This window comes from Peribacillus sp. NPDC097198, from assembly GCF_044762055.1.
Classification (GTDB): domain Bacteria; phylum Bacillota; class Bacilli; order Bacillales; family DSM-1321; genus Peribacillus.
Genome location: NZ_JBIWDO010000002.1, coordinates 123,602 through 142,329, shown reverse-complemented (window position 1 = coordinate 142,329; position 18,728 = coordinate 123,602). Strand labels below are relative to the sequence as shown.

The window sequence follows — 18,728 nt, the reverse complement described above, 5'->3', positions numbered from 1 at the left end:
ACTTCAAGTATTCGATATAAAAGAAGTGCCCAAAAGAACACTTTGGGACACCTCCACTTTTTAAACTCTTAGTTCACACCAACAGCGATATATGCAGCTTTTACAGCTCTTACTTCTTTTGAGCTAGCTCCATATAAATCCGTTGCAGCCTGAATAGCTGCTTCTTTCATCATTGTAAAGTTTGAACTGGCTGTCAGGTATTTAGAAAGGGCGCGGTAATAAATTTGTTCTGTCGCTTCACGACCAACCCCACTCACGGTAACTCCATAATGAGTTCCACCCTCTGAGATCAGGTAAGCTGCCTTGTTATTGATACTACTGTTGATATGAACGCCACCACTATCTAAAGTACCTGTATACCTTTTACTCCAATGATCTGGAGAATAGCCGCTATCCGTTCTGACGTCAACGATTTCTGCCGGATTACTCATGGAACGCAATCCCTTTCTTCCATCCTTAACGATTGTTTCTCCAATTAGCCATTCTTCATCACTTCTGTCTACCATGGCAGCAAATATATCTGACATGGATTCGTTTAAGGCCCCGGATTCATTTCGATAGATTAGATTTGCCGTATGTTCAGTCACACCATGCGCCATCTCATGCGCAGCAACATCCAAACCTCCCGCGAAATTATGATAGGCGATGCCATCACCATCACCATATGACATCGTTCTTCCATTCCAGGATGCATTATTCCAATTATTATTCACATGGACCGAAGAAATTAACTGTTGACCCTTATCATCAACCGAATTACGCCCAAATGTGCCTTTGAAATAATCATAGGTCTTTTGTGCATTTGCATGTGCATCTACAGCAGCACCGTCTTTAAACATTTTAATAAGACTTGTGACTAGTCGATTGCCATTCTTTGCATCATTGGTGACTACACCTTTACCTCGCGTCACATCAGTGAGACCATACACCCCGTTAGCATATTGCGCTTCAAACATCTGCTTGTTATTAAATACGCCATTACCAAATGCCGTAACTTCATGGGAAGCATTATTGTTATCTACAATTTTTCCATTGGTAGAATCAATGAAATAATGCCAGTATCCAACCTCGGGTTCAATAGTAGAAGCTTTAACTAGAAAAGTATTATGGAATGCTCCATCGAATTCATAAATATACTGTTCAACGGCAATGTCACCATCATACTGATCTACCTTGCCAATTTTCTTTTCAAGATCCTGTTTTGCTACTTCAATCGCCTCTGTTTCAGAAATGGCAACCTCTGTCTTGATATTTTCATTCTCTAGATCAGGTACTACTTCACCGAAGAACGACGTAACATTATTATTCTCGTCAATCGCTATCGTCGAATCCGATCCGTATATAGGAACTCCTTTATACTGTTCAATCAGTCTAAAGTGATGGGTTCCGACCTCTTTATCAGCTTGTTCGTCTATTACTTTAAAGTTTTTTTTCATATCACCTTTTAGTTTAAACTTCTTACTATTTTCATTAAGGAAAGAATAGGCGATTTCCTTCTTACTTAAGCCACTTTTCCCTTTTGGGGACCAGGTTTCACCAATAAAAGAAGGAGTTTTATATTCATCATTATATTTAATAGTATCCTGAGCACCTACAAGTGATCCAGCTGTACCGAACGTCCCTAAAAAAACGGATAGAGCTAAAGTAGTAGAAACCATTTTCTTATTTACTTTCAATTATCTCATCTCCCTGATAAATAGTTTTTAAATTACTTCTCATAGGTATATGAGAAATTTTACTTAGCTTCACCAGCCGTTTGATTGGCGATAAATGTCCAGTCAAGTTTAAGTTGATCGCCTTGTAATACATTTTGATCTTCACCATTATCGATAAATTCAAACTGTACCCAAAGATCGTTTTCAGCACCCGGTTCAAGCCCACCATTTTTTGCAAAGAAAGGGTCTAGAACACTCTTTTTAACAAGGTCTGGATCCATATTTTTCAATTCTTGCAGTGTTGTCTCAAAAATAGGTTCATTCTCTTTGTCCCAATTCCATAAGAAGTTCACTCGGATATGCTTCCCGAAATCCTCAGAACCATTGTCACCCTTCGCATCGACAACCGAATACGCTGTTTTTAGATTGACGTTTTTAATTTTCAACGAACCATTATTCGCTAATTTAAATTCAGTTGTTTTCGAGTCACCAGGTTTCATATTCTCAAGATTGACGATTGTTTGTGGATTAATGGACAAATCCAATGTACCGGCTGCGAACGTATTATTGGTTACTTCTTGATCGCTGAAATAAGCATATGTACCCCCACCAATCAGTGATAGTCCTAATGCTGCTGATGCAATACCTAAACCTAACTTTTTCTTCATACCCACTTCAATTCCCCCCGCATTTCTATTTTTACTTCTAAAAATCTTTAGTAGCCTTCTTCATGTTGCAAGTTATATAATATGGAATATAAAGTAAATTATCTCCTCCCTTTTATTTTTTAACTCGTATGAGTACCCTTGAAGCAACCTTACAATACTAATCTAGGAGTACATTCACTCCATAATATTCCTTATTAAGATTTATTTGTTCTCAATAAAGAATGTATTTACATAATATTACCTAATTTTACATATTATTGTATATAGTCTTATATGTTTATAATCTTTTTAGGATTTCAAAAAATATTATCTTTTAAATTATCCACTTTACCCTTAGTCTTCGACACTTTCCCAAGGTTAATCCTTGTATAGAAGTAGGAAAATAGCGAGAAAGAGCTTCCGACTGCCATCTTAAAATGACGCTGGAATTGCTAGGTCCGTATATTTAATGATAGTCAGCAATGGTTAAAATGGTATTATTTTCCTATATTTAATATATCACTAGACTAAAGTAGTATTTTCTGTAGGAACTAACTAACATCTTATTCATTTAAAATATATATAGTGAGAGTGAATACTAAAAAGTTGGTAACTTTAAAAAAGTAATAGTAAAAAACGTAGGGCCCCGGCTTAAAATCCTAGGCCCTACGTTTTTTATGAAATAAAATCAGGTTATATCGAGGTTACGTTCGTACTCTTTCAAGATCCGACGGCTGCACCGTCTCCCCGTGGGTCGACTCCACCTTTAAGGAACCCATGCTCATCGATCCGGATGGCCTGCGCATGTCCCATTGCCCCATCAAACTCATCCACGACTTCGACAAGATGCCCTTTTTCTTGGAGTTCCTTAATGGTATCTTTTTCGACTCGACTTTCGATGCGTAACGCCTCACTAGATTCTCCCCAGGTCCTGCCCCAGACAAAACGAGGCTCATTGATGGCCGTTTGGGGATCCATCCCATAATCGATCATCCGGGTAATGATCGCGGTTTGCGTCTGCGGTTGACCTTCCCCACCTTGCGTTCCGTAAATAATGCTAGGTTTTCCATCCTTACAGGCCATTGCCGGCATCAGGGTATGGAAGGAACGCTTGTTAGGTTCCAAAGTATTGACATGGTTGGAATCTAGCGAGAAAAAGGACCCCCGGTTTTGAAGAATCACTCCTGTATCCCCGGCAACGACACCCGATCCGAACTCGAAGTACAGGCTCTGAATGAATGATACGGAATTCCCATCCTTATCTACAACGGCGGCATAAGCGGTGTCACTGCCCATCGGCGGGCTGGCTACCCTTTCTGCCTTCGTTCGTTGAATGGCTGCCCCGATCTTGGCAGCATATCGCTTATCAAGGAGCTTACCCAGGGGAATCTCAGAGAATTCAGGATCCGTTAATACCTCGTTTCTGTCACGAAACCCTGCTTTTAATGCCTCCGCCAATAGATGATAATAATCGGCAGAACCATGCTCCATGCTTTCCAAGTCAAAGTTCTCTAGAATATTCAACGCCAGCAGACCGACGAACCCTTGAGAGTTAGGTGGGACTTGATAAATGGTATAGTCGCGGTAGGTAGTGGATATAGGCTCGACCCAGTTACCTTCATGGTTGGCAAAGTCAGCAGCGGTTAAAAGTCCACCTTGTTCCTGCAAATAAGTAACGATGGATTGACCAAGTTCGCCATGATAAAAAACATCCCTCCCCCGTTCAGCGATCAAGATTAAACTACGGGCCAAGTCTTTTTGGAAAAAGCGTTCCCCCACTTCCGGAATTATTCCTCCTGGCGCATAGATATCAGCCGTGATCGGCATCTTTGAAAGCCAGTCCCAGTTCTGCTTTGTATAGTCCACTTGGTTCTTCGTAATGGGAAAACCATTTTCCGCATACTCGATTGCCGGTACAAGAACTTCAGCCAATGATAAGGTACCTAATTCTGTTAATATAGCATCCCAGCTATCTACCATTCCCGGAACGGTGATGGCACTCCTTATGCCACGAAAGGGAATGGCCGCTTCCCCTGCATACATTTCACGGCTGACATTTGCCCCAGATCGTCCGCTACCATTATAAACACTTATTTTCCCGTCACTGTTTTCATAATTCAGCCAGAACATATCACCGCCAAGTCCCGTCATATGCGGATAAACAACACCCAGGCAGGCGCTGACAGCCACCGCTGCATCAAAAGCATTGCCTCCTTTTTCGAGAATATGATTTCCCGCCATCGATGCTAAATAGTGGGGGCTCACTACCATGCTCTTCGTTCCGATAATCGATTGTGTCATACAGTTGCTCCTTTCATTTATTTTATTTTTTCTGAAAATTAACTATATTTGTATTATAAACCATTAACTCACAATACGTAATCCACTTTTTTGTTTTTATTAACAAATAGAAATCATTTTCATCTTTAAATCATCTATTGAACTAATAAGTTATATAATTACATACAATCCGATACTTTTATTAAAATTTTATGAGCATTTCGAAACCTATTTTGTTATGATTAATAGATAATCATGGAAATTATTATTCGAACAGGAGGAACCAATATGAACAATCCATATGGCGAATTAACCGTGGGAATGATGCGGACGGGGATTTTAGGGTTCGGTGGTGGTCCCTCGGTCATTCCACTCATCCGGCATGAAGCAGTTTCCCGTTATCATTGGCTGGATGATGACGAATTCGGTGATACATTGGCCATTGCCAATACACTCCCTGGTCCGATTGCCACAAAGATGGCCGCCTATCTGGGGTACAAACTGAAAGGATGGCCTGGTGCCATCGTAAGTGTGGCGGCGCATATCTTACCATCTGCCTTTGCCATGGTATTCTTGATCGCCTTCATAAACGTCCTCAGTAATTCGGCGATGATTACCAATATGATTGCTGCCGTGATGCCAGTCGTTGCTGTCATGCTTGGACAAATGGCGTATGAGTTTGGTGAAAAGGCCGTTAAAGGGTTAGGGAAAGTGCTTGGCATCTTATTTTTTTCCATCTCCTTCTTACTTCTTCAGGTCGTTTCCCTGCATCCTGGTATCGTCATCATGATTTTCCTTTTATATGGTGCCTTTCATTTTAAATTGAAGAACAGATTGAAAAATAAGAAACAGGATAAGAAGGAGGAATCAGCATAATGGGTGCCATTTTCATCCCGATTGGTGTAGCTGTGTTCTTGGCATTTTTCATAGCGAATATCCTTGGCTATGGAGGAGGTCCAGCTTCGATTCCGCTTATGTACGACCAAATTGTCACCCGCTATGGTTGGCTTTCTAATACGGAATTCTCACAAATGCTTGCGCTTGGAAACTCCCTCCCAGGACCGATTGCCACAAAAATCGCCGCCTATGTCGGTTACGATGTTTACGGATGGCCCGGGTTCTTCGTCGCTTTGGCGGGGACGATCATTCCTTCTGCCGTGGCCTTGATTTATTTATTGAAAATCTTGCGAAAATACAAGCAGTCGCCCATCGTAAAAGGCATGTCCTTACTCGTTCAGCCCGTGATCGCAATCATGATGCTATTGCTTACATGGCATATGGCTGCTGACGCTGTCGGCTCCATTGGATATATTCATTCCTTAATCATTGCCGGAATTGCCTTCCTAGCATTGGGGAAATTCAAGATTCATCCTGCCTTCGTCATCATTTTTGCCTTTGCCTATGGAGGGTTCATCCTCCCGATCACATAAAAAAAACCACCTTAAAGGTGGTTTTTTTATTAGGGTAGCAAGAAAACTATTTGAAAAGGATACTATAACTAAACGGCTAAATTTAATTAATTAATTTTTGATATGATTATACCCTCTATCGTTTCATTAAAAGAAAATTCCATATTAACCTTTTGGTTTTTATCAAAGTACCCCATTATTTTCGCACCAGAATCATCTCTTTCGTAGTAATTTTCTCCATATTCTTGTATAACATCTTCCTTTGAACTGCCCTTTGTTATTTTCTTTGATGTTTTATATGTATTGTTTGAAAAAAAATAACTAGCAACTTGCCCATTAACTATTTGAAATTCTATATCACTATTATCTCTATCTTTTCCATATATTAAATAGGTAGATTTTGATTTTTCTACCTCTTCAACAAAGTCTGGTTCTCCTAAAATTTCTTTAATCTTATCTTCTGTGGAATTTAAAGAAATTGTATTTACTTCCTCTGACAAACTTGTGCTATCAGTATTTTCATAGAAGTCCATTTTATTTGTGGTTCCACAACCACTTAATACAATAATTGATAATAGTAAAATTGATAATGTAAATCGATACATACGGAAAAATCCAAACATTAAATTGTCTCCTTATAAATTAGTTGATAGCCATTGAGTTTTAGATTTTATCTGCTTGTTCAGTTTTAATTTCACTAATAATTTCTAGTTATTCTTTAGCAATTATGATCAACAACTCCCCCGTTCATTTAAAAAAAGTTATTTTAATATTACCATTTATCTAAATATTTTATTTACATTAGCCAGTAAAGCCCTTAAACTTTTGGTTACCATCCATATTCAAATAGAGTACTTGGATTTTCATTTATCGAGGAGGAATTTTGTATGCAAAGATTACAAGAAATTTTAGAGACCAGAGATTTTATTATGAGCAAAACGGACAATCAGCCAAAAATCGGTATGATTTTAGGATCGGGGTTAGGATCTCTTGCTGATGAAATTGAGAACCCATTCAAAATCCCATATAGTGAAATTCCTCACTTTGCAAAATCCGAAGCAATTGGACACGCAAACGAACTAGTAATCGGGCAATTGAAAGGTAAGACTGTAGTGGCTATGAAAGGACGCTTTCATTATTATGAAGGATATACACTAGATGAAGTGACATTTCCCGTACGTGTCATGAAGGCATTAGGGGTGGAGCAATTGATCATTACCAATGCTTGTGGCGCAGTTAATACAGACTTTAATCCAGGTGATTTAATGCTCATTACCGACCATATCAATTTAGTTGGTACAAATCCTCTCATAGGACCTAATAATGATGAATTGGGTACTCGCTTCCCTGACCTTTCCCAAACTTATCATCCTGACTTGCGAAACATTGCGTCCAAAGTAGCTAAGGAAAAGAACATTTCCTTGCAACAGGGCGTCTATGCTTGGTGGAGTGGTCCCGCATATGAAACACCAGCGGAAATTCGAATGATTCGTACGCTGGGGGCAGACGCTGTAGGGATGTCAACCGTTCCGGAAGCCATTGTAGCCGTCCATGGCAAGATGAAAGTGCTAGGGATTTCCTGCTTAACGAATATGGCTTGCGGGATTTTAGATCAACCATTAAGTCATGATGAAGTGATTGAAGTTGCAAGTAAAGTTAGAACGCAATTCGTTGGATTGGTCAAAGGAATTGTGGAAGAAATGGAATAGTATTAGAATTGTAGGCATTATGCGCCCAAAAAAAAGATTGCCGAGATAACTATATCTTCTCGACAATCTTTTTTTATCTCTACATGGAGCTTTTCCTAGAGCTTCATTCCCATCCGGCTCTTATAGCGTTTAATAAGAAGTTGGCAATCGACGCTGACAACCCCGACGACCGGATATAACTTTTCATTGAGGAAGCGTTCCATCTCCTGATTATCCGTGAAGATTCCATGCATATGCAGCTTACTAGGCCCCGTCATATGATACAAACTCGTTACTGCAGGCTCATCCTCCAGTTGTTGTGCCACCGATTCCAAATATTTAGGCTCCACCTCGACATTGAAAAATGCAGAAACATGAATGCCTATCTTAGCCGGATTGATGACAGCGGTAAAACGTTCAATCACCCCTTTTTCCACTAAATGATTGATTCTTGTTTGAACCGCCACTCTCGACAGTTCCACTTGCTTTGCTAAATCCGTATACGAAATCCGCGCATCTTCATGCAAGATCGAAATGATTTTCTTATCGATTTCATCCACCTTGGTGCTTAGAATGCTAAAGTCCTCTGCCATCTATGTAACTCCTTTTCGAATCATTTATTCTATTATCTCAAAGGATAGGGCCCTTCACCAATTATTTTCATGCAAAAGAAAAACTGCCAGAAAACCGGCAGTCTCGTTAATGAAGGATCAATAGCCAGATATATAGTCCAAACAGAGTGATGAATAGTGTTGGAACAGTCAGGATGATTCCTACTTTAAAATAATATCCCCATGTGATCCGGACACCTTTTAGCTTTAATACATGGAGCCACAAAAGTGTGGCCAAAGAGCCGATTGGCGTGATCTTTGGTCCTAAATCGGAACCGATGACGTTGGCATAAATCAGAGCATCCTTAATAGGCGCCGTTGTTTGAACTTCTGCAATGGCCAAGGCATTAATCATGACCGTTGGCAGATTATTCATGAATGAAGATAGAATAGCCGCAATGAATCCCATGATAATCGTCGCCGAAAACAAACCTTGATTGGCCGTTGCCTTAATGACGTCAGCTAACAAACTAGTCAGTCCTACATTTCGCAGTCCATATACGACCACATACATCCCAATCGAGAAGAATACGATATTCCATGGGGCACCGTTTAGGACGGTACGGATTTTCACGGCTGGACTTCTTCTTGCCAAAATCAAAAGGACAATGGCGATTACACCAGCCACAAACGAAACGGGTACACCTACAAACTCACTTGAAAAATAGCCGACTAGAAGAATAGCCAGGACGAACCAGGAAATCTTGAACATACGTGGATCCTTTACCGCTTCTGCAGGACGCTTCAAATGAGAGGAATCATAGGTTACAGGTAGATCCTTTTTGAAAAACAAATACAATACGAGAATGCTAGCTCCTAAACTGAATAAAGTCGGAACGATCATCCGGCTGGCATATTCACCAAAACCGATCCCGAAAAAGTCCGCAGACACGATATTCACCAGATTACTGATGACGAATGGCAGGGAAGTCGTATCGGCAATGAATCCGCTCGCCATGATGAATGGGAGCACCATCTTATCGTCGAACTTCAATGCTCGCACCATCGCTAGCACAATCGGCGTCAAGATCAATGCCGCCCCATCGTTTGCAAAAAGCGCCGAAACGATGGCTCCTAGAATCATCACCAAAATGAAGAGACGGAAGCCTTTACCATCTGCATAACGGGCCATGTGAAGCGCAGCCCATTCAAAAAATCCAATTTCATCTAAAATTAACGAAATGATAATCAGGGCCACGAACGTCAATGTCGCATTCCAAACAATCTGCGTCACATCACTTACATCCTGGAATGAAACAACACCAAACAAAAGAGCGATGATCGCCCCTCCGCAGGCACTCCAGCCAATTCCCAGACCCTTTGGCTGCCAGATGACCAACACTAATGTAATCATAAAAATAAGTAGAGCTAAAAACGTCGAACTCATGATGCCAGCACCTCTAAGCCACTCCTTCTATAAAACTTTCGTCCTTTAACTATATAAGAATACTAGTTTTTTCACAACGTACAAAGGCCACCAATTTCTTGGTAGCCCCCTGTTAATATGAGCCTTCCAATTCTTCATCTACCAAATCCATTAGATAAGGCACATCCACATAATCATTCCCTGTTGAATACCCGATTCCATCGGTAGGCACTGTAGGAAAAACTACCTTGCCATCCTTGTCATAGAATCTATTCCCTATTTTAAATGTTTGTCCATACTCAAAGAACCCATCAAAACTGGATTCTTTCTGTACTTCTGCATACTGATCCATAAGAGTCCGCCAGCTATCCGGATATTTTTCCACTCCATATGATTTATCCTCAACCGTAATGCTGTGCATCATTTCTAAACCGGGTTCATAGGTCGCCTCATCCCCTGATACACTGAAATTCCTATCTTTTTTCATAAACGCCTTAATTTCAGACACTTCGTCCTTTGGATTTAGATTCCACATAAAAAATGAATCTCCTTCTCCATTCCAGGCCTTTGGCTCACCCCCATTATCTACGGAAGCCGTTCTCCACTTTTTGTCCTTCCATACCCAGAAACTCATCCCGTATTCTTTGCTTTCATTGATGAAAGGGACAAAAACATGGGTTTCATCTAAATAAAGAACGTCTTGAATGATTTTAGGCTCTGATTCAGGAAAAAAAGAATTGATTCGTTTAATCACTTGTTTATCTGTAAGAAATGCTTCAGGTTCTCTTGGAGCTCGAATGATCAAAAGGACTCCCACTATAAGGACAATCACCATCACTAAAATGATGGTTTTCGTTTTTTTATTCATTTCTTTCAGCACCTCCGATCAACACAGATTCTTCAGACCGGAAGTAAACCTGGCCTCCATTATTCGGTGTAATGAGGAAACCCTTTCCATCATCTTCTACATAAATGACTGTTTTAAGTCCGCTGCCCTTTTCAGGAACCGTTCCTATCAAAAGATAAGGGAACCGTTCTTTATACCCGTTCTTTTCATTAATTTTATAATACCAAGATTCACTTTTGATTTGATTTTGTTTCATCTTGTCCACCTGTACTTGCAACACTTCATTATTCAATGTGACATCCTTGCCAGCTGGGTGAGTGATAATCAGGGAAGCTTTTTCAACGTCCTGCATATAGGTCGAGGGTTGATCTTTTGGGAACATTAAATGTTCAAGCGGCGAGTTTAAGAATGAAGAAGCAAAAAAGATGAAATTCACGCAAAACCCTAGCCAAGCATAACGACGGTACCGCGGCCAACGCTCTGTATTGTCCTTTCTTCTCAAAAACCAATATAAAAAGACGACCCCTAATGGCAATATTGGTATCTTTGTCACTTCACTTGATAAATTAAAATGAATACTGAAAGAAAAAATCCCAATGAGCATAACTAGAAGCCCTTTCCATACCTTTGGCGGATTCTGTTGTTTTTTGTAAACAACAAAGAATAGTAGGGCAATAAGTAAATAACTGAAGACTAATAGAATAAAAGAGGGCATATGTACAAACACGTTCTGCTTCATTTTCAACTCATCCTCCCACCACTTAACGGATGTTTACCTATTAAATGTAATATAATCACTCTACCATATCCCATCTCTTTTGTAACCGCAGCCTCCCCCACCTTACTTAGTAATAAAGATGGGGTCTTACCTTTTATTGAAAACCGCGGTTATAGGTATCCACAGCTTAATCCTTCGATTGAACAGTATTCATTATATTTTTATATTCCTTATCATTGATGATTCCCAACTTCTTGAACAAGGTGGAATATCCAATGATTTTCTTTTGGGTACGGTTCGTAAAATTCATATGAATCCTCTCCTTTTTATAATCTATGCAATTCCGACAAAATGTTTCCTCAAGGCAAAATAATTTGTATAAACTAAAATAAAAAAACTGCCCTTGGAATGGCAGTTTTCCTCTATCTTTCAAAATTAGTTGCAGGGTCTACAGCTTCCCCTGCTTCAAAGAATGAACCAAGTCTTTCATTTGTGTAATATAGGAAAAAGCTTCTGTAGAAAAAATGAACTTTTCCTGTGATAAAGCATGGAGTGCCTTGATTTTATCGTTATTGTCGATAAAACCATTCAGCACGTCATCCAGTCCCTCTGAGAAACCGATCATTTCATGAAGGGTACTACCCGTGGCCTTTTTGATTTCGTTCATTTTCTCGGATAATTTCTTCTCATTGCTGGAAATATCATTAAAGTACTTTTTCGTATTTTCAGTGGTCAGGATAACCGCTTCAATTTCTTTCGTTTTCTCTGAAACACTACTTGAAAAAGTATCCACATTCTTCACGATACTATTTACCTTCAGATTGATTTCAGTCAGGGAGGCTTTGCTTTTATCTGCCAATTTCCTTACTTCCTGTGCCACTAAAGCAAAACCTCGTCCGTGCTCCCCGGCTCTAGCTGCCTCAATCGAAGCATTCAAGGCGAGAAGATTCGTTTGATCGGCGATCGATTCAATCACCACGACAAAGCTTGAAATCTCTTTGATTTCTTCTTGTAAACTCATGATGGTTTCTTCGAATTGTTGGAACATCGCATTAACATTCGTCATTTGGTTGACCAAGTTATCGATATTATCACTACCAGCCAAGACCATTTCCATACTTTCTTTTGTTTGTATAGATACTTCATCCGTAATCGTCTCGATGTTTTCCGTACTGCCTACTACATGACGAATATTAGAAACCGTCTCTCCCAAGGCCAGATTCTGAACTTCGATACTAGATTTCAAATCATGGACGAAATGATTCAACTGGCTATCCTGCTTGGAATTGTCGCTACTGGTATCCCGTAACAGTCCGACCAAGTCGTCTAATCCCTTTACAACTTGATCGAAGTCTTGTTTATCCATCGTGGTCGCAAGCTCGATGATTTCTTTCTTCGTCACTTTCTCGACGTTGCCCTTACGAAGCAAATCTAGAATACTCATTTTCTATCTCCTCGTTTGCGTTTCCCGAACCCCAGTAATATAAGGGTCTGATTTAATTGCATGTTATTTAGTTGCTCCCCGTAACTGCAAAACCCACCCAAATGAGGAAGTTTCTCTAATTCCTTATTTAACGTGGCGACGATTCCTTGACTTTTAAATTGTAGTTTTCGTAATATGCAATTGATGCCCAGTACGCCATCCAATTGAGAAAACTCTTCTTTGAAATCAGCCACTGTACTTTTCAGCGTTTCCACTGGATTTTTCGGCTCCAATATCTCTACAACCGAGTCCTGGAATATTTGGCAGTAGAACTGTATGGATCCGTCCGGCTGTGTTTGGAAAGGAGATGCTATATAGATTTCCTCGTTGACCGCACGACCTAAAGGATTGGACATAAAATGTTTGGAGAGCTGATTCTCAGGAACTCCCAATAATCGGGCATATTCACTCGTTGCCCTTTTTCCATTCATTTCATAAACCGTGCGACTTTCCGTATCCGACTTAGTAATCTTCATTTCCTTGCCAGTCGTCTGAAAGATATTCTCCTTACGAATGACAAACTCATCATCTGTTTTAATGAAAGCAACCAGACCGGCCGTATTCGAAGTTTCCCCGTTATAAGAAACCATTGTCTCTAGAAACTTTTCATCATCCCCTGCCGTACCGCCAAACAGTGGAAACCCTTCTTGTTTAAATACCGAGTTCACAACGGAAAGCATCTTTTCCTCCGCCCCCACTAACCCATTGGGAAAGACAAGGCCGATGCCTTCCGTCTCGATATTCCTACTATTTCGATCAATCCCAACCTCACTTAACCCTTGAATTAAATGATCGCGATAAAAAATCGGATATTTGATGATATCTTTGATCATCACACCTTTTGCCGAGAAATTACTTCCATTAAAACTCATGGCCGAAACCCCATGTTCCGTAATCCCATTGGGACCTATTTCACCAACAGTGGTTAATCCCAATATCTCGGAGTGTGGGAACGACTCATGAAAAAGCCCCGTTAATTCCTCGAAGTTTTGAGTGGTACTTGCAAAAAAAAGAAGTAATTTTGGTTCACTATGTATACCGCTCTTCAATTCGCGAAAGGCTTCTAATGCAGTTTTTTTACTACTATAAGCGGATTTTATTTGCACCATTTACGTTTGTCCCCCTACATATGCTGATATCTTTTGAAAATACAAGGATCATCCTTTTACTAGTCCTCGGTCTTTTAGAGAGCTTTTAAGAAGATTCTACTCTCCTAAAAGATGCCTCTACTTATATCGACAAAATCCCCTTAACTATTATAAAAACAGGGAAATAAACCGCTGAATTTCGCTGGTATTCTACAGAATCAGTCAATCATCCTACCCCTTCACAAGGCGAAATTTTCGAAATGACTACAGAAAGCAGCGAATATTGATCATGAATGAGATAAAATAAAAAAACATGTCCTCCATTAGCAGGACATGTTTTTTAGAGGTCATGAATGACTATATGAATTTCAACGCCAAAAAGACCTTATCGGTAAAGGGATAAGGTCTTTTGACAGCTCATCATCATTATTTAGATGATAGTTCACTTTCTGTTACCCATTGATGATTTTTCACTTCAATCCCACCATCGGTAGGTTTGTAATCAACCATATAAACGGTAGTGGTATCGGCTTCCTCAATGACACCTTTTGCGCCTTCCATACCCTCCATATGATCGGTATCAAGAGTCACTTCAGTACCTGGTTCTAACGGAACTTCCCCAGCATCCTCGATTTCTTCATGAATCACCCATTTATGATTTTCTACTTTTTTATCTTCTGTTGTAGGTGTATACGTAACGGAATAAGCTGTCGTATCATAGGCTCCGACAATTGTTGCTTCGGCTCCATCCATGCCTTCCATATGATCTGATTTAATCGTTGCTTTACTTCCCACTTCATACTTTGGATTCTCTGCAGCTTTCAAACCATCAGGAACCTCTGCCTCATTGGAAGTATCTTTAGCATGGTCCATATGATTCGTTTCCTCTTTAGTCGTATCTGTATCCGTACTTTGTTCCGTTTTCGGTGTTTGATCCGTGCTTTTCTCTTCATTATCATCATTACATGCGGATAATGCGAAAGCTGATGCCAAAGAAACCAAACCAATTGCTAATTTTTTGCTTTTCATAGTTGTAGTCACTCCTAATAGATTATTTAATAAGTCGAAACAGAATGCTAGCCTAAAATATATGTATGTACTCTGCTCACCCTTACTACATGTGTAAGTATCCTGTCTCTCTTATATTTTTACCCCATTAGAATCACCATAAACATGGATTATATGACTTAATGAATGACAATACTCTATTAATATGGATTCCTTAACCCTATCGTTCGTTACTAGCAATCTCCTATTCCGAGATGGGGGAGTTTGTTGAATTCTTGAAAGGTAAGTTCATTTGGGAAATTCGCAAGCGTTTGCAGTTAATATATAATAGAAGAAAGTCGTCCGTGAGGAGAGATTTGAAATAGGGGATCTGCCTTCAAAAAATATATAAGCAGAACAATTTCAGTAATGGTTCTGCCACATGTTTAAAGAGTATTCAGCTAGGTATTGTTTCTAGTCGATCAACTTGATCAACCCATTGTATCGTTAATAAATTCGGCAGTGTCGACAGTTCATGATGAATCTGAATATATTTTTTGCACTTCACTGTTGCAACACACTCAATAATAGAATGTTGATCTTCAATCAATACTTTATAGCTTCCTACATTCGGTAACGAATAATTCGGTAGTAGACCATTCTTCTGACAATATTTCGTTTTATAAAAGCGTCCCAATAGCCTCGGTAATTCACTAAGCTTCCGTTCTGATAAATACCTCCGAATCAAAGTCGAACTAATCTTTTGATCATTCCACTTTAGCTCCTCGACAACTGAGAGGCCTACTTGCTGGATTGCTGCATAAGTTGCCAGGGTATGAACAGTTCCACTCGCTTTTGCCCCATATGTGTAATCGAAACCGCAAATGATTTCCTTAGCATTCAACCCAATAATATAATCATCTAAAAAATCGTTCGCTTCTACTTTAGCTAATTCCTTTGTGAATTCCACGATATAAAAAATATCCACTTCAAGCCTTTCTAGTTTCTCAACCTTTTGTTCAAGTGGCTCAAGATAGGAAACTTCTTTATCCGAAAATAGCACACTTTTAGGATGTGGAAAAAAAGAGAGAACCGCTAGCGATAAGTTTTGTGCTTTTGCTTTTTCTTTAGCGGTTCGAATAACTTTTTGATGCCCTAAATGCACACCATCAAAATAACCAAGGGCCATCGCTACATGGGGAGCGGATTGCTTAATCTCTTGTAAATTATTCGCATTCACATAGATTACCTTCATTGCGATTCTCTCCTTTTCCTTTTATCTTGCTAGATTTTGTGCCACTTCATAAATTATATCTTCTTGCCCACCAACCGCTTTCATTTGGCCGATTTTCATTAAAAGGTCCCGTTCGTCGACACCAAATTGCTTTGCGGCCTTTTGTGCATGCAATAAGAAGCTTGAGTACACGCCAGCATACCCTAAGGTTAAGCTACCGCCAGTTATTTCTTGTGATTGTTGCATGATGGGCGCAATTACATCATTCGCCGTGTCCATTAATGTATATAAATCGATGCCTGTTTCAAAGCCTAGTTTTTCTAAAACAGCTACCAGCACTTCTGTTTGTGTATTACCGGCCCCTGCACCTAATGCACGCATGCTTCCATCAATATAAGTGGCTCCAGCCTCCAACGCTGCAACTGTATTAGCCATGGCCATCGATAAATTATTATGGGCATGAAAACCGACATCGCATTGTAAAGTCTGTTTTAGCGCTGTGATTCGCTCGGTTACATCTTTTGGTAACATGGCACCAGCCGAATCCGTTACATATACGATCTCTGCTCCGTAACTTTCAAATAATTTTGCCTGCTCCACAATTTTTTCAACGGGCGCCATATGGCTCATCATTAAGAATCCAGCTGTTTTCAAGTCGAGTTTGCGTGCTAATTCAATATGTTGGGCAGCTACATCGGCTTCTGTTACGTGCGTTGCTACACGAACCATTTTCGCCCCTAAGTTCGCTGCATTTTCCAAGTCATGTTTTGTACCGATTCCAGGAATCAATAATACAGCGACTTCTGAAGTCGTACATTCTGATACAGCCACTTCAATCAGTTTCAGTTCATCGGTTGCTGACAAACCATATTGTAAGGAAGAACCACCCAAGCCATCTCCATGTGATACTTCAAAATAGCGAACACCCGCCGCATTTAAACCTTTTGCTGCAGCACGTACTTGTTCCTCTGTAAACATATGGCGGACAGAGTGACTTCCATCACGTAACGATACATCTAAAATATTTAATGTCATGAGATGACCTCCTCCTTCCCTCTTTGTAAATGACGTGCCATTTCATTGCCGACTTGCACGGCAGCTGCCGTCATAATATCCAAGTTACCAGCGTAAGCCGGTAGATAGTCTGCTGCCCCATTCACTTCGACAAATACGGATACTTTCCTACCTTCAAAAATCGGCGACACTTTTAATGTATAACCTGGTACGTAAGCTTGCACTTCCGCTACCATGTCGTGAATCGACTTGGTGATCGCTTCTTCATGACCTTCTTCTTCGACCAAAGCATGGATGGTATCACGCATAATAACTGGTGGGTCCGCAGGATTCAAAATGATAATGGCTTTCCCTTTTTTCGCACCTCCTACCACTTCGATCGCTTTAGAAGTTGTACTTGTGAATTCATCGATATTTGCGCGTGTACCAGGACCGGCAGAAAGGCTTGAAATGGTTGCGACAATTTCAGCATACTCTACGGACACAATCCGATTTATGGCATGAATGATGGGAATTGTCGCCTGACCGCCACACGTAACCATATTCACATTCGGTTTATCGATATGCTCTTTTAAATTTACTGGTGGAACTGTAAATGGTCCGATTGCAGCTGGTGTTAAATCAATTACTTTTTTATTGGCAGCCGTTAATCGATCGCTATTATGCTTATGTGCATACGCACTTGTCGCGTCATATACGATATCCACTAAATCAACACGTTCCATGAGTCCGTCAATCCCGTTTGAAATTATTTCATATCCGCGCTTCTTTGCACGTTTTAAACCATCGGAATTCGGGTCGATGCCTACCATCACACTCATTTCCAATACGGGGCTGCGCTCGATTTTGTACATTAAGTCGGTGCCTATATTTCCTGACCCGATGATTCCCACTTTAAGCTTCGTCATTTTTTCACCACTTCCTTAGAAATGTTAACGCTTACTTTTCCGAGCTGACCGAAGTCCACTTCGAATTTATCGCCTGTTTCAAAGGTCACGGCTTTTGATAGGGCTCCTGATAAAACAAACATGCCAGGCTCGATGGAGATCCCATATGTACTCACTTCATTTGCTAACCATACCACCGCTTGGAGCGGGTTGCCTAACACGGCCGCGCTCGTTGCTTCATCTAAGAATTCACCATTTTTATGCACGGTCATTGGTATATTCGTGATGTCTTCAATCTCTTCAAGCAGGGTCCGCTTTTCTCCTAAAATGGCACCTGCCGAAGAGCCATTGTCCGCCACTGTATCCTCGAACTTTATTTCCCAATTCGCAATCCGGCTATCGATCACTTCCACTGCTGGCACAACATATGCCGTGGCATCGATTACATCCTGCACCGTCACGTCAGGTCCTTTTAACTCTTTATTGAAAACAAATGCGATTTCAAATTCCACCTTTGGTTGAATGAAGGACTCAGTCCTTAAACCATCAGCCTCGTCGTAAACCATCGTATCTAAAATGAAGCCGTAATCCGGTGTATAGACATTCAACATTTCTTGCATCGCTTTACTCGTCAACCCAATTTTCAGCCCTTTTACAGACGCCCCGTTGTCCGTCTTTTGACGAATTTGCGCCAATTGCACAGCATAGGCATCAGCAGGGGTAATCTTTTCATAAGTTTCAGTTAATGGTGCAATGGGCTGTTTCGTACGTTCCGCTTCAAGCAATGCTTCCGCCATTTTTTGTGTATTCATAG

General features: G+C 40.3%; 19 protein-coding genes. 3 read left to right on the top strand and 16 right to left on the bottom strand.

The features are described from left to right. Window positions 1-68: 68 nt before the first annotated feature. From ACIQXQ_RS03685 to ggt, 3 genes are all read right to left on the bottom strand, one after another. Entirely contained in the window at window positions 69-1,658 is a 1,590-nt protein-coding gene (locus tag ACIQXQ_RS03685) for a M4 family metallopeptidase (protein ID WP_402956030.1), read from the bottom strand. 77 nt (window positions 1,659-1,735) lie between these two features. Then, complete coding sequence (locus ACIQXQ_RS03680) at window positions 1,736-2,329, bottom strand: TasA family protein (RefSeq protein WP_402955442.1); 594 nt, start codon at window positions 2,327-2,329, stop codon at window positions 1,736-1,738. 693 nt (window positions 2,330-3,022) lie between these two features. Next, a complete protein-coding gene (gene ggt, locus ACIQXQ_RS03675) occupies window positions 3,023-4,603 on the bottom strand; it encodes a gamma-glutamyltransferase (RefSeq protein ID WP_402955440.1) in 1,581 nt (526 codons plus the stop codon). Window positions 4,604-4,870: 267 nt separating this feature from the next. On the opposite strand from ggt, the gene chrB reads away from it, so the two are divergent. Together chrB and chrA are read left to right on the top strand one after the other, a co-directional pair. Beyond that, window positions 4,871-5,458: a chromate efflux transporter ChrB gene (gene chrB / locus ACIQXQ_RS03670; protein WP_402867579.1), complete on the top strand. Its 588-nt coding sequence runs from the start codon at window positions 4,871-4,873 to the stop codon at window positions 5,456-5,458. Beyond that, a complete protein-coding gene (gene chrA, locus ACIQXQ_RS03665) occupies window positions 5,458-6,012 on the top strand; it encodes a chromate efflux transporter ChrA (protein WP_402955437.1) in 555 nt (184 codons plus the stop codon). Before chrB ends, chrA begins: the two co-directional genes overlap by 1 nt. A gap of 86 nt (window positions 6,013-6,098) precedes the next feature. Here the strand turns inward: chrA and ACIQXQ_RS03660 are convergent, their stop codons facing one another. Then, entirely contained in the window at window positions 6,099-6,614 is a 516-nt protein-coding gene (locus ACIQXQ_RS03660; RefSeq protein ID WP_402955433.1) for a hypothetical protein, read from the bottom strand. 264 nt (window positions 6,615-6,878) lie between these two features. On the opposite strand from ACIQXQ_RS03660, the gene ACIQXQ_RS03655 reads away from it, so the two are divergent. Then, window positions 6,879-7,700 (top strand): purine-nucleoside phosphorylase, encoded by an 822-nt coding sequence (locus tag ACIQXQ_RS03655; protein ID WP_402955427.1) that lies wholly within the window; start codon window positions 6,879-6,881, stop codon window positions 7,698-7,700. Window positions 7,701-7,795: 95 nt separating this feature from the next. Here ACIQXQ_RS03655 and chrS read toward each other — a convergent pair whose 3' ends face one another. From chrS to ACIQXQ_RS03595, 12 genes are all read right to left on the bottom strand, one after another. Further along, complete coding sequence (chrS, locus tag ACIQXQ_RS03650; RefSeq protein WP_402955424.1) at window positions 7,796-8,272, bottom strand: chromate efflux transcriptional regulator ChrS; 477 nt, start codon at window positions 8,270-8,272, stop codon at window positions 7,796-7,798. A 106-nt stretch (window positions 8,273-8,378) separates the two neighbouring features. Then, entirely contained in the window at window positions 8,379-9,677 is a 1,299-nt protein-coding gene (locus tag ACIQXQ_RS03645) for an arsenic transporter (protein ID WP_402955421.1), read from the bottom strand. A 112-nt stretch (window positions 9,678-9,789) separates the two neighbouring features. Continuing rightward, entirely contained in the window at window positions 9,790-10,524 is a 735-nt protein-coding gene (locus tag ACIQXQ_RS03640; protein WP_402955418.1) for a hypothetical protein, read from the bottom strand. Then, a complete protein-coding gene (locus ACIQXQ_RS03635; protein ID WP_402955415.1) occupies window positions 10,517-11,242 on the bottom strand; it encodes a hypothetical protein in 726 nt (241 codons plus the stop codon). The genes ACIQXQ_RS03640 and ACIQXQ_RS03635 overlap by 8 nt, the downstream gene beginning before the upstream one ends. 166 nt (window positions 11,243-11,408) lie before the next feature. Continuing rightward, a complete protein-coding gene (locus ACIQXQ_RS03630) occupies window positions 11,409-11,531 on the bottom strand; it encodes a hypothetical protein (protein WP_402867568.1) in 123 nt (40 codons plus the stop codon). Between the two features lie 138 nt (window positions 11,532-11,669). Then, window positions 11,670-12,287: a methyl-accepting chemotaxis protein gene (locus ACIQXQ_RS03625; RefSeq protein WP_402956028.1), complete on the bottom strand. Its 618-nt coding sequence runs from the start codon at window positions 12,285-12,287 to the stop codon at window positions 11,670-11,672. A 374-nt stretch (window positions 12,288-12,661) separates the two neighbouring features. Then, window positions 12,662-13,813 carry an FIST signal transduction protein gene (locus ACIQXQ_RS03620; protein WP_402955412.1) on the bottom strand — a complete coding sequence of 384 codons (1,152 nt, stop codon included), beginning with the start codon at window positions 13,811-13,813 and terminating at the stop codon, window positions 12,662-12,664. Window positions 13,814-14,218: 405 nt separating this feature from the next. Beyond that, on the bottom strand, window positions 14,219-14,821 hold the full coding sequence (locus ACIQXQ_RS03615) for a YdhK family protein (RefSeq protein ID WP_402867567.1): 603 nt from the start codon (window positions 14,819-14,821) through the stop codon (window positions 14,219-14,221). A gap of 415 nt (window positions 14,822-15,236) precedes the next feature. Then, window positions 15,237-16,034: an adenylyltransferase/cytidyltransferase family protein gene (locus tag ACIQXQ_RS03610; RefSeq protein WP_402955409.1), complete on the bottom strand. Its 798-nt coding sequence runs from the start codon at window positions 16,032-16,034 to the stop codon at window positions 15,237-15,239. Window positions 16,035-16,055: 21 nt separating this feature from the next. After that, a complete protein-coding gene (dmpG, locus tag ACIQXQ_RS03605; RefSeq protein ID WP_402955406.1) occupies window positions 16,056-17,048 on the bottom strand; it encodes a 4-hydroxy-2-oxovalerate aldolase in 993 nt (330 codons plus the stop codon). Next, entirely contained in the window at window positions 17,045-17,935 is an 891-nt protein-coding gene (locus tag ACIQXQ_RS03600; protein WP_402867564.1) for an acetaldehyde dehydrogenase (acetylating), read from the bottom strand. The genes dmpG and ACIQXQ_RS03600 overlap by 4 nt, the downstream gene beginning before the upstream one ends. Continuing rightward, complete coding sequence (locus ACIQXQ_RS03595; RefSeq protein WP_402955403.1) at window positions 17,932-18,726, bottom strand: 2-keto-4-pentenoate hydratase; 795 nt, start codon at window positions 18,724-18,726, stop codon at window positions 17,932-17,934. Before ACIQXQ_RS03595 ends, ACIQXQ_RS03600 begins: the two co-directional genes overlap by 4 nt. Window positions 18,727-18,728: the final 2 nt, after the last annotated feature.

Excerpts from the sequence above, each read along its gene's own strand:
- ACIQXQ_RS03685 (WP_402956030.1), bottom strand. The coding sequence starts at position 1,658 with ATGGTTTCTACTACTTTAGCTCTATCCGTTTTTTTAGGGACGTTCGGT.
- ggt (WP_402955440.1), bottom strand. The coding sequence starts at position 4,603 with ATGACACAATCGATTATCGGAACGAAGAGCATGGTAGTGAGCCCCCAC.
- chrB (WP_402867579.1), top strand. The coding sequence starts at position 4,871 with ATGAACAATCCATATGGCGAATTAACCGTGGGAATGATGCGGACGGGG.
- chrA (WP_402955437.1), top strand. The coding sequence starts at position 5,458 with ATGGGTGCCATTTTCATCCCGATTGGTGTAGCTGTGTTCTTGGCATTT.
- ACIQXQ_RS03660 (WP_402955433.1), bottom strand. The coding sequence starts at position 6,614 with ATGTTTGGATTTTTCCGTATGTATCGATTTACATTATCAATTTTACTA.
- ACIQXQ_RS03655 (WP_402955427.1), top strand. The coding sequence starts at position 6,879 with ATGCAAAGATTACAAGAAATTTTAGAGACCAGAGATTTTATTATGAGC.
- chrS (WP_402955424.1), bottom strand. The coding sequence starts at position 8,272 with ATGGCAGAGGACTTTAGCATTCTAAGCACCAAGGTGGATGAAATCGAT.
- ACIQXQ_RS03645 (WP_402955421.1), bottom strand. The coding sequence starts at position 9,677 with ATGAGTTCGACGTTTTTAGCTCTACTTATTTTTATGATTACATTAGTG.
- ACIQXQ_RS03640 (WP_402955418.1), bottom strand. The coding sequence starts at position 10,524 with ATGAATAAAAAAACGAAAACCATCATTTTAGTGATGGTGATTGTCCTT.
- ACIQXQ_RS03635 (WP_402955415.1), bottom strand. The coding sequence starts at position 11,242 with ATGAAGCAGAACGTGTTTGTACATATGCCCTCTTTTATTCTATTAGTC.
- ACIQXQ_RS03630 (WP_402867568.1), bottom strand. The coding sequence starts at position 11,531 with ATGAATTTTACGAACCGTACCCAAAAGAAAATCATTGGATATTCCACC.
- ACIQXQ_RS03625 (WP_402956028.1), bottom strand. The coding sequence starts at position 12,287 with ATGACGAATGTTAATGCGATGTTCCAACAATTCGAAGAAACCATCATG.
- ACIQXQ_RS03620 (WP_402955412.1), bottom strand. The coding sequence starts at position 13,813 with ATGGTGCAAATAAAATCCGCTTATAGTAGTAAAAAAACTGCATTAGAA.
- ACIQXQ_RS03615 (WP_402867567.1), bottom strand. The coding sequence starts at position 14,821 with ATGAAAAGCAAAAAATTAGCAATTGGTTTGGTTTCTTTGGCATCAGCT.
- ACIQXQ_RS03610 (WP_402955409.1), bottom strand. The coding sequence starts at position 16,034 with ATGAAGGTAATCTATGTGAATGCGAATAATTTACAAGAGATTAAGCAA.
- dmpG (WP_402955406.1), bottom strand. The coding sequence starts at position 17,048 with ATGACATTAAATATTTTAGATGTATCGTTACGTGATGGAAGTCACTCT.
- ACIQXQ_RS03600 (WP_402867564.1), bottom strand. The coding sequence starts at position 17,935 with ATGACGAAGCTTAAAGTGGGAATCATCGGGTCAGGAAATATAGGCACC.
- ACIQXQ_RS03595 (WP_402955403.1), bottom strand. The coding sequence starts at position 18,726 with ATGAATACACAAAAAATGGCGGAAGCATTGCTTGAAGCGGAACGTACG.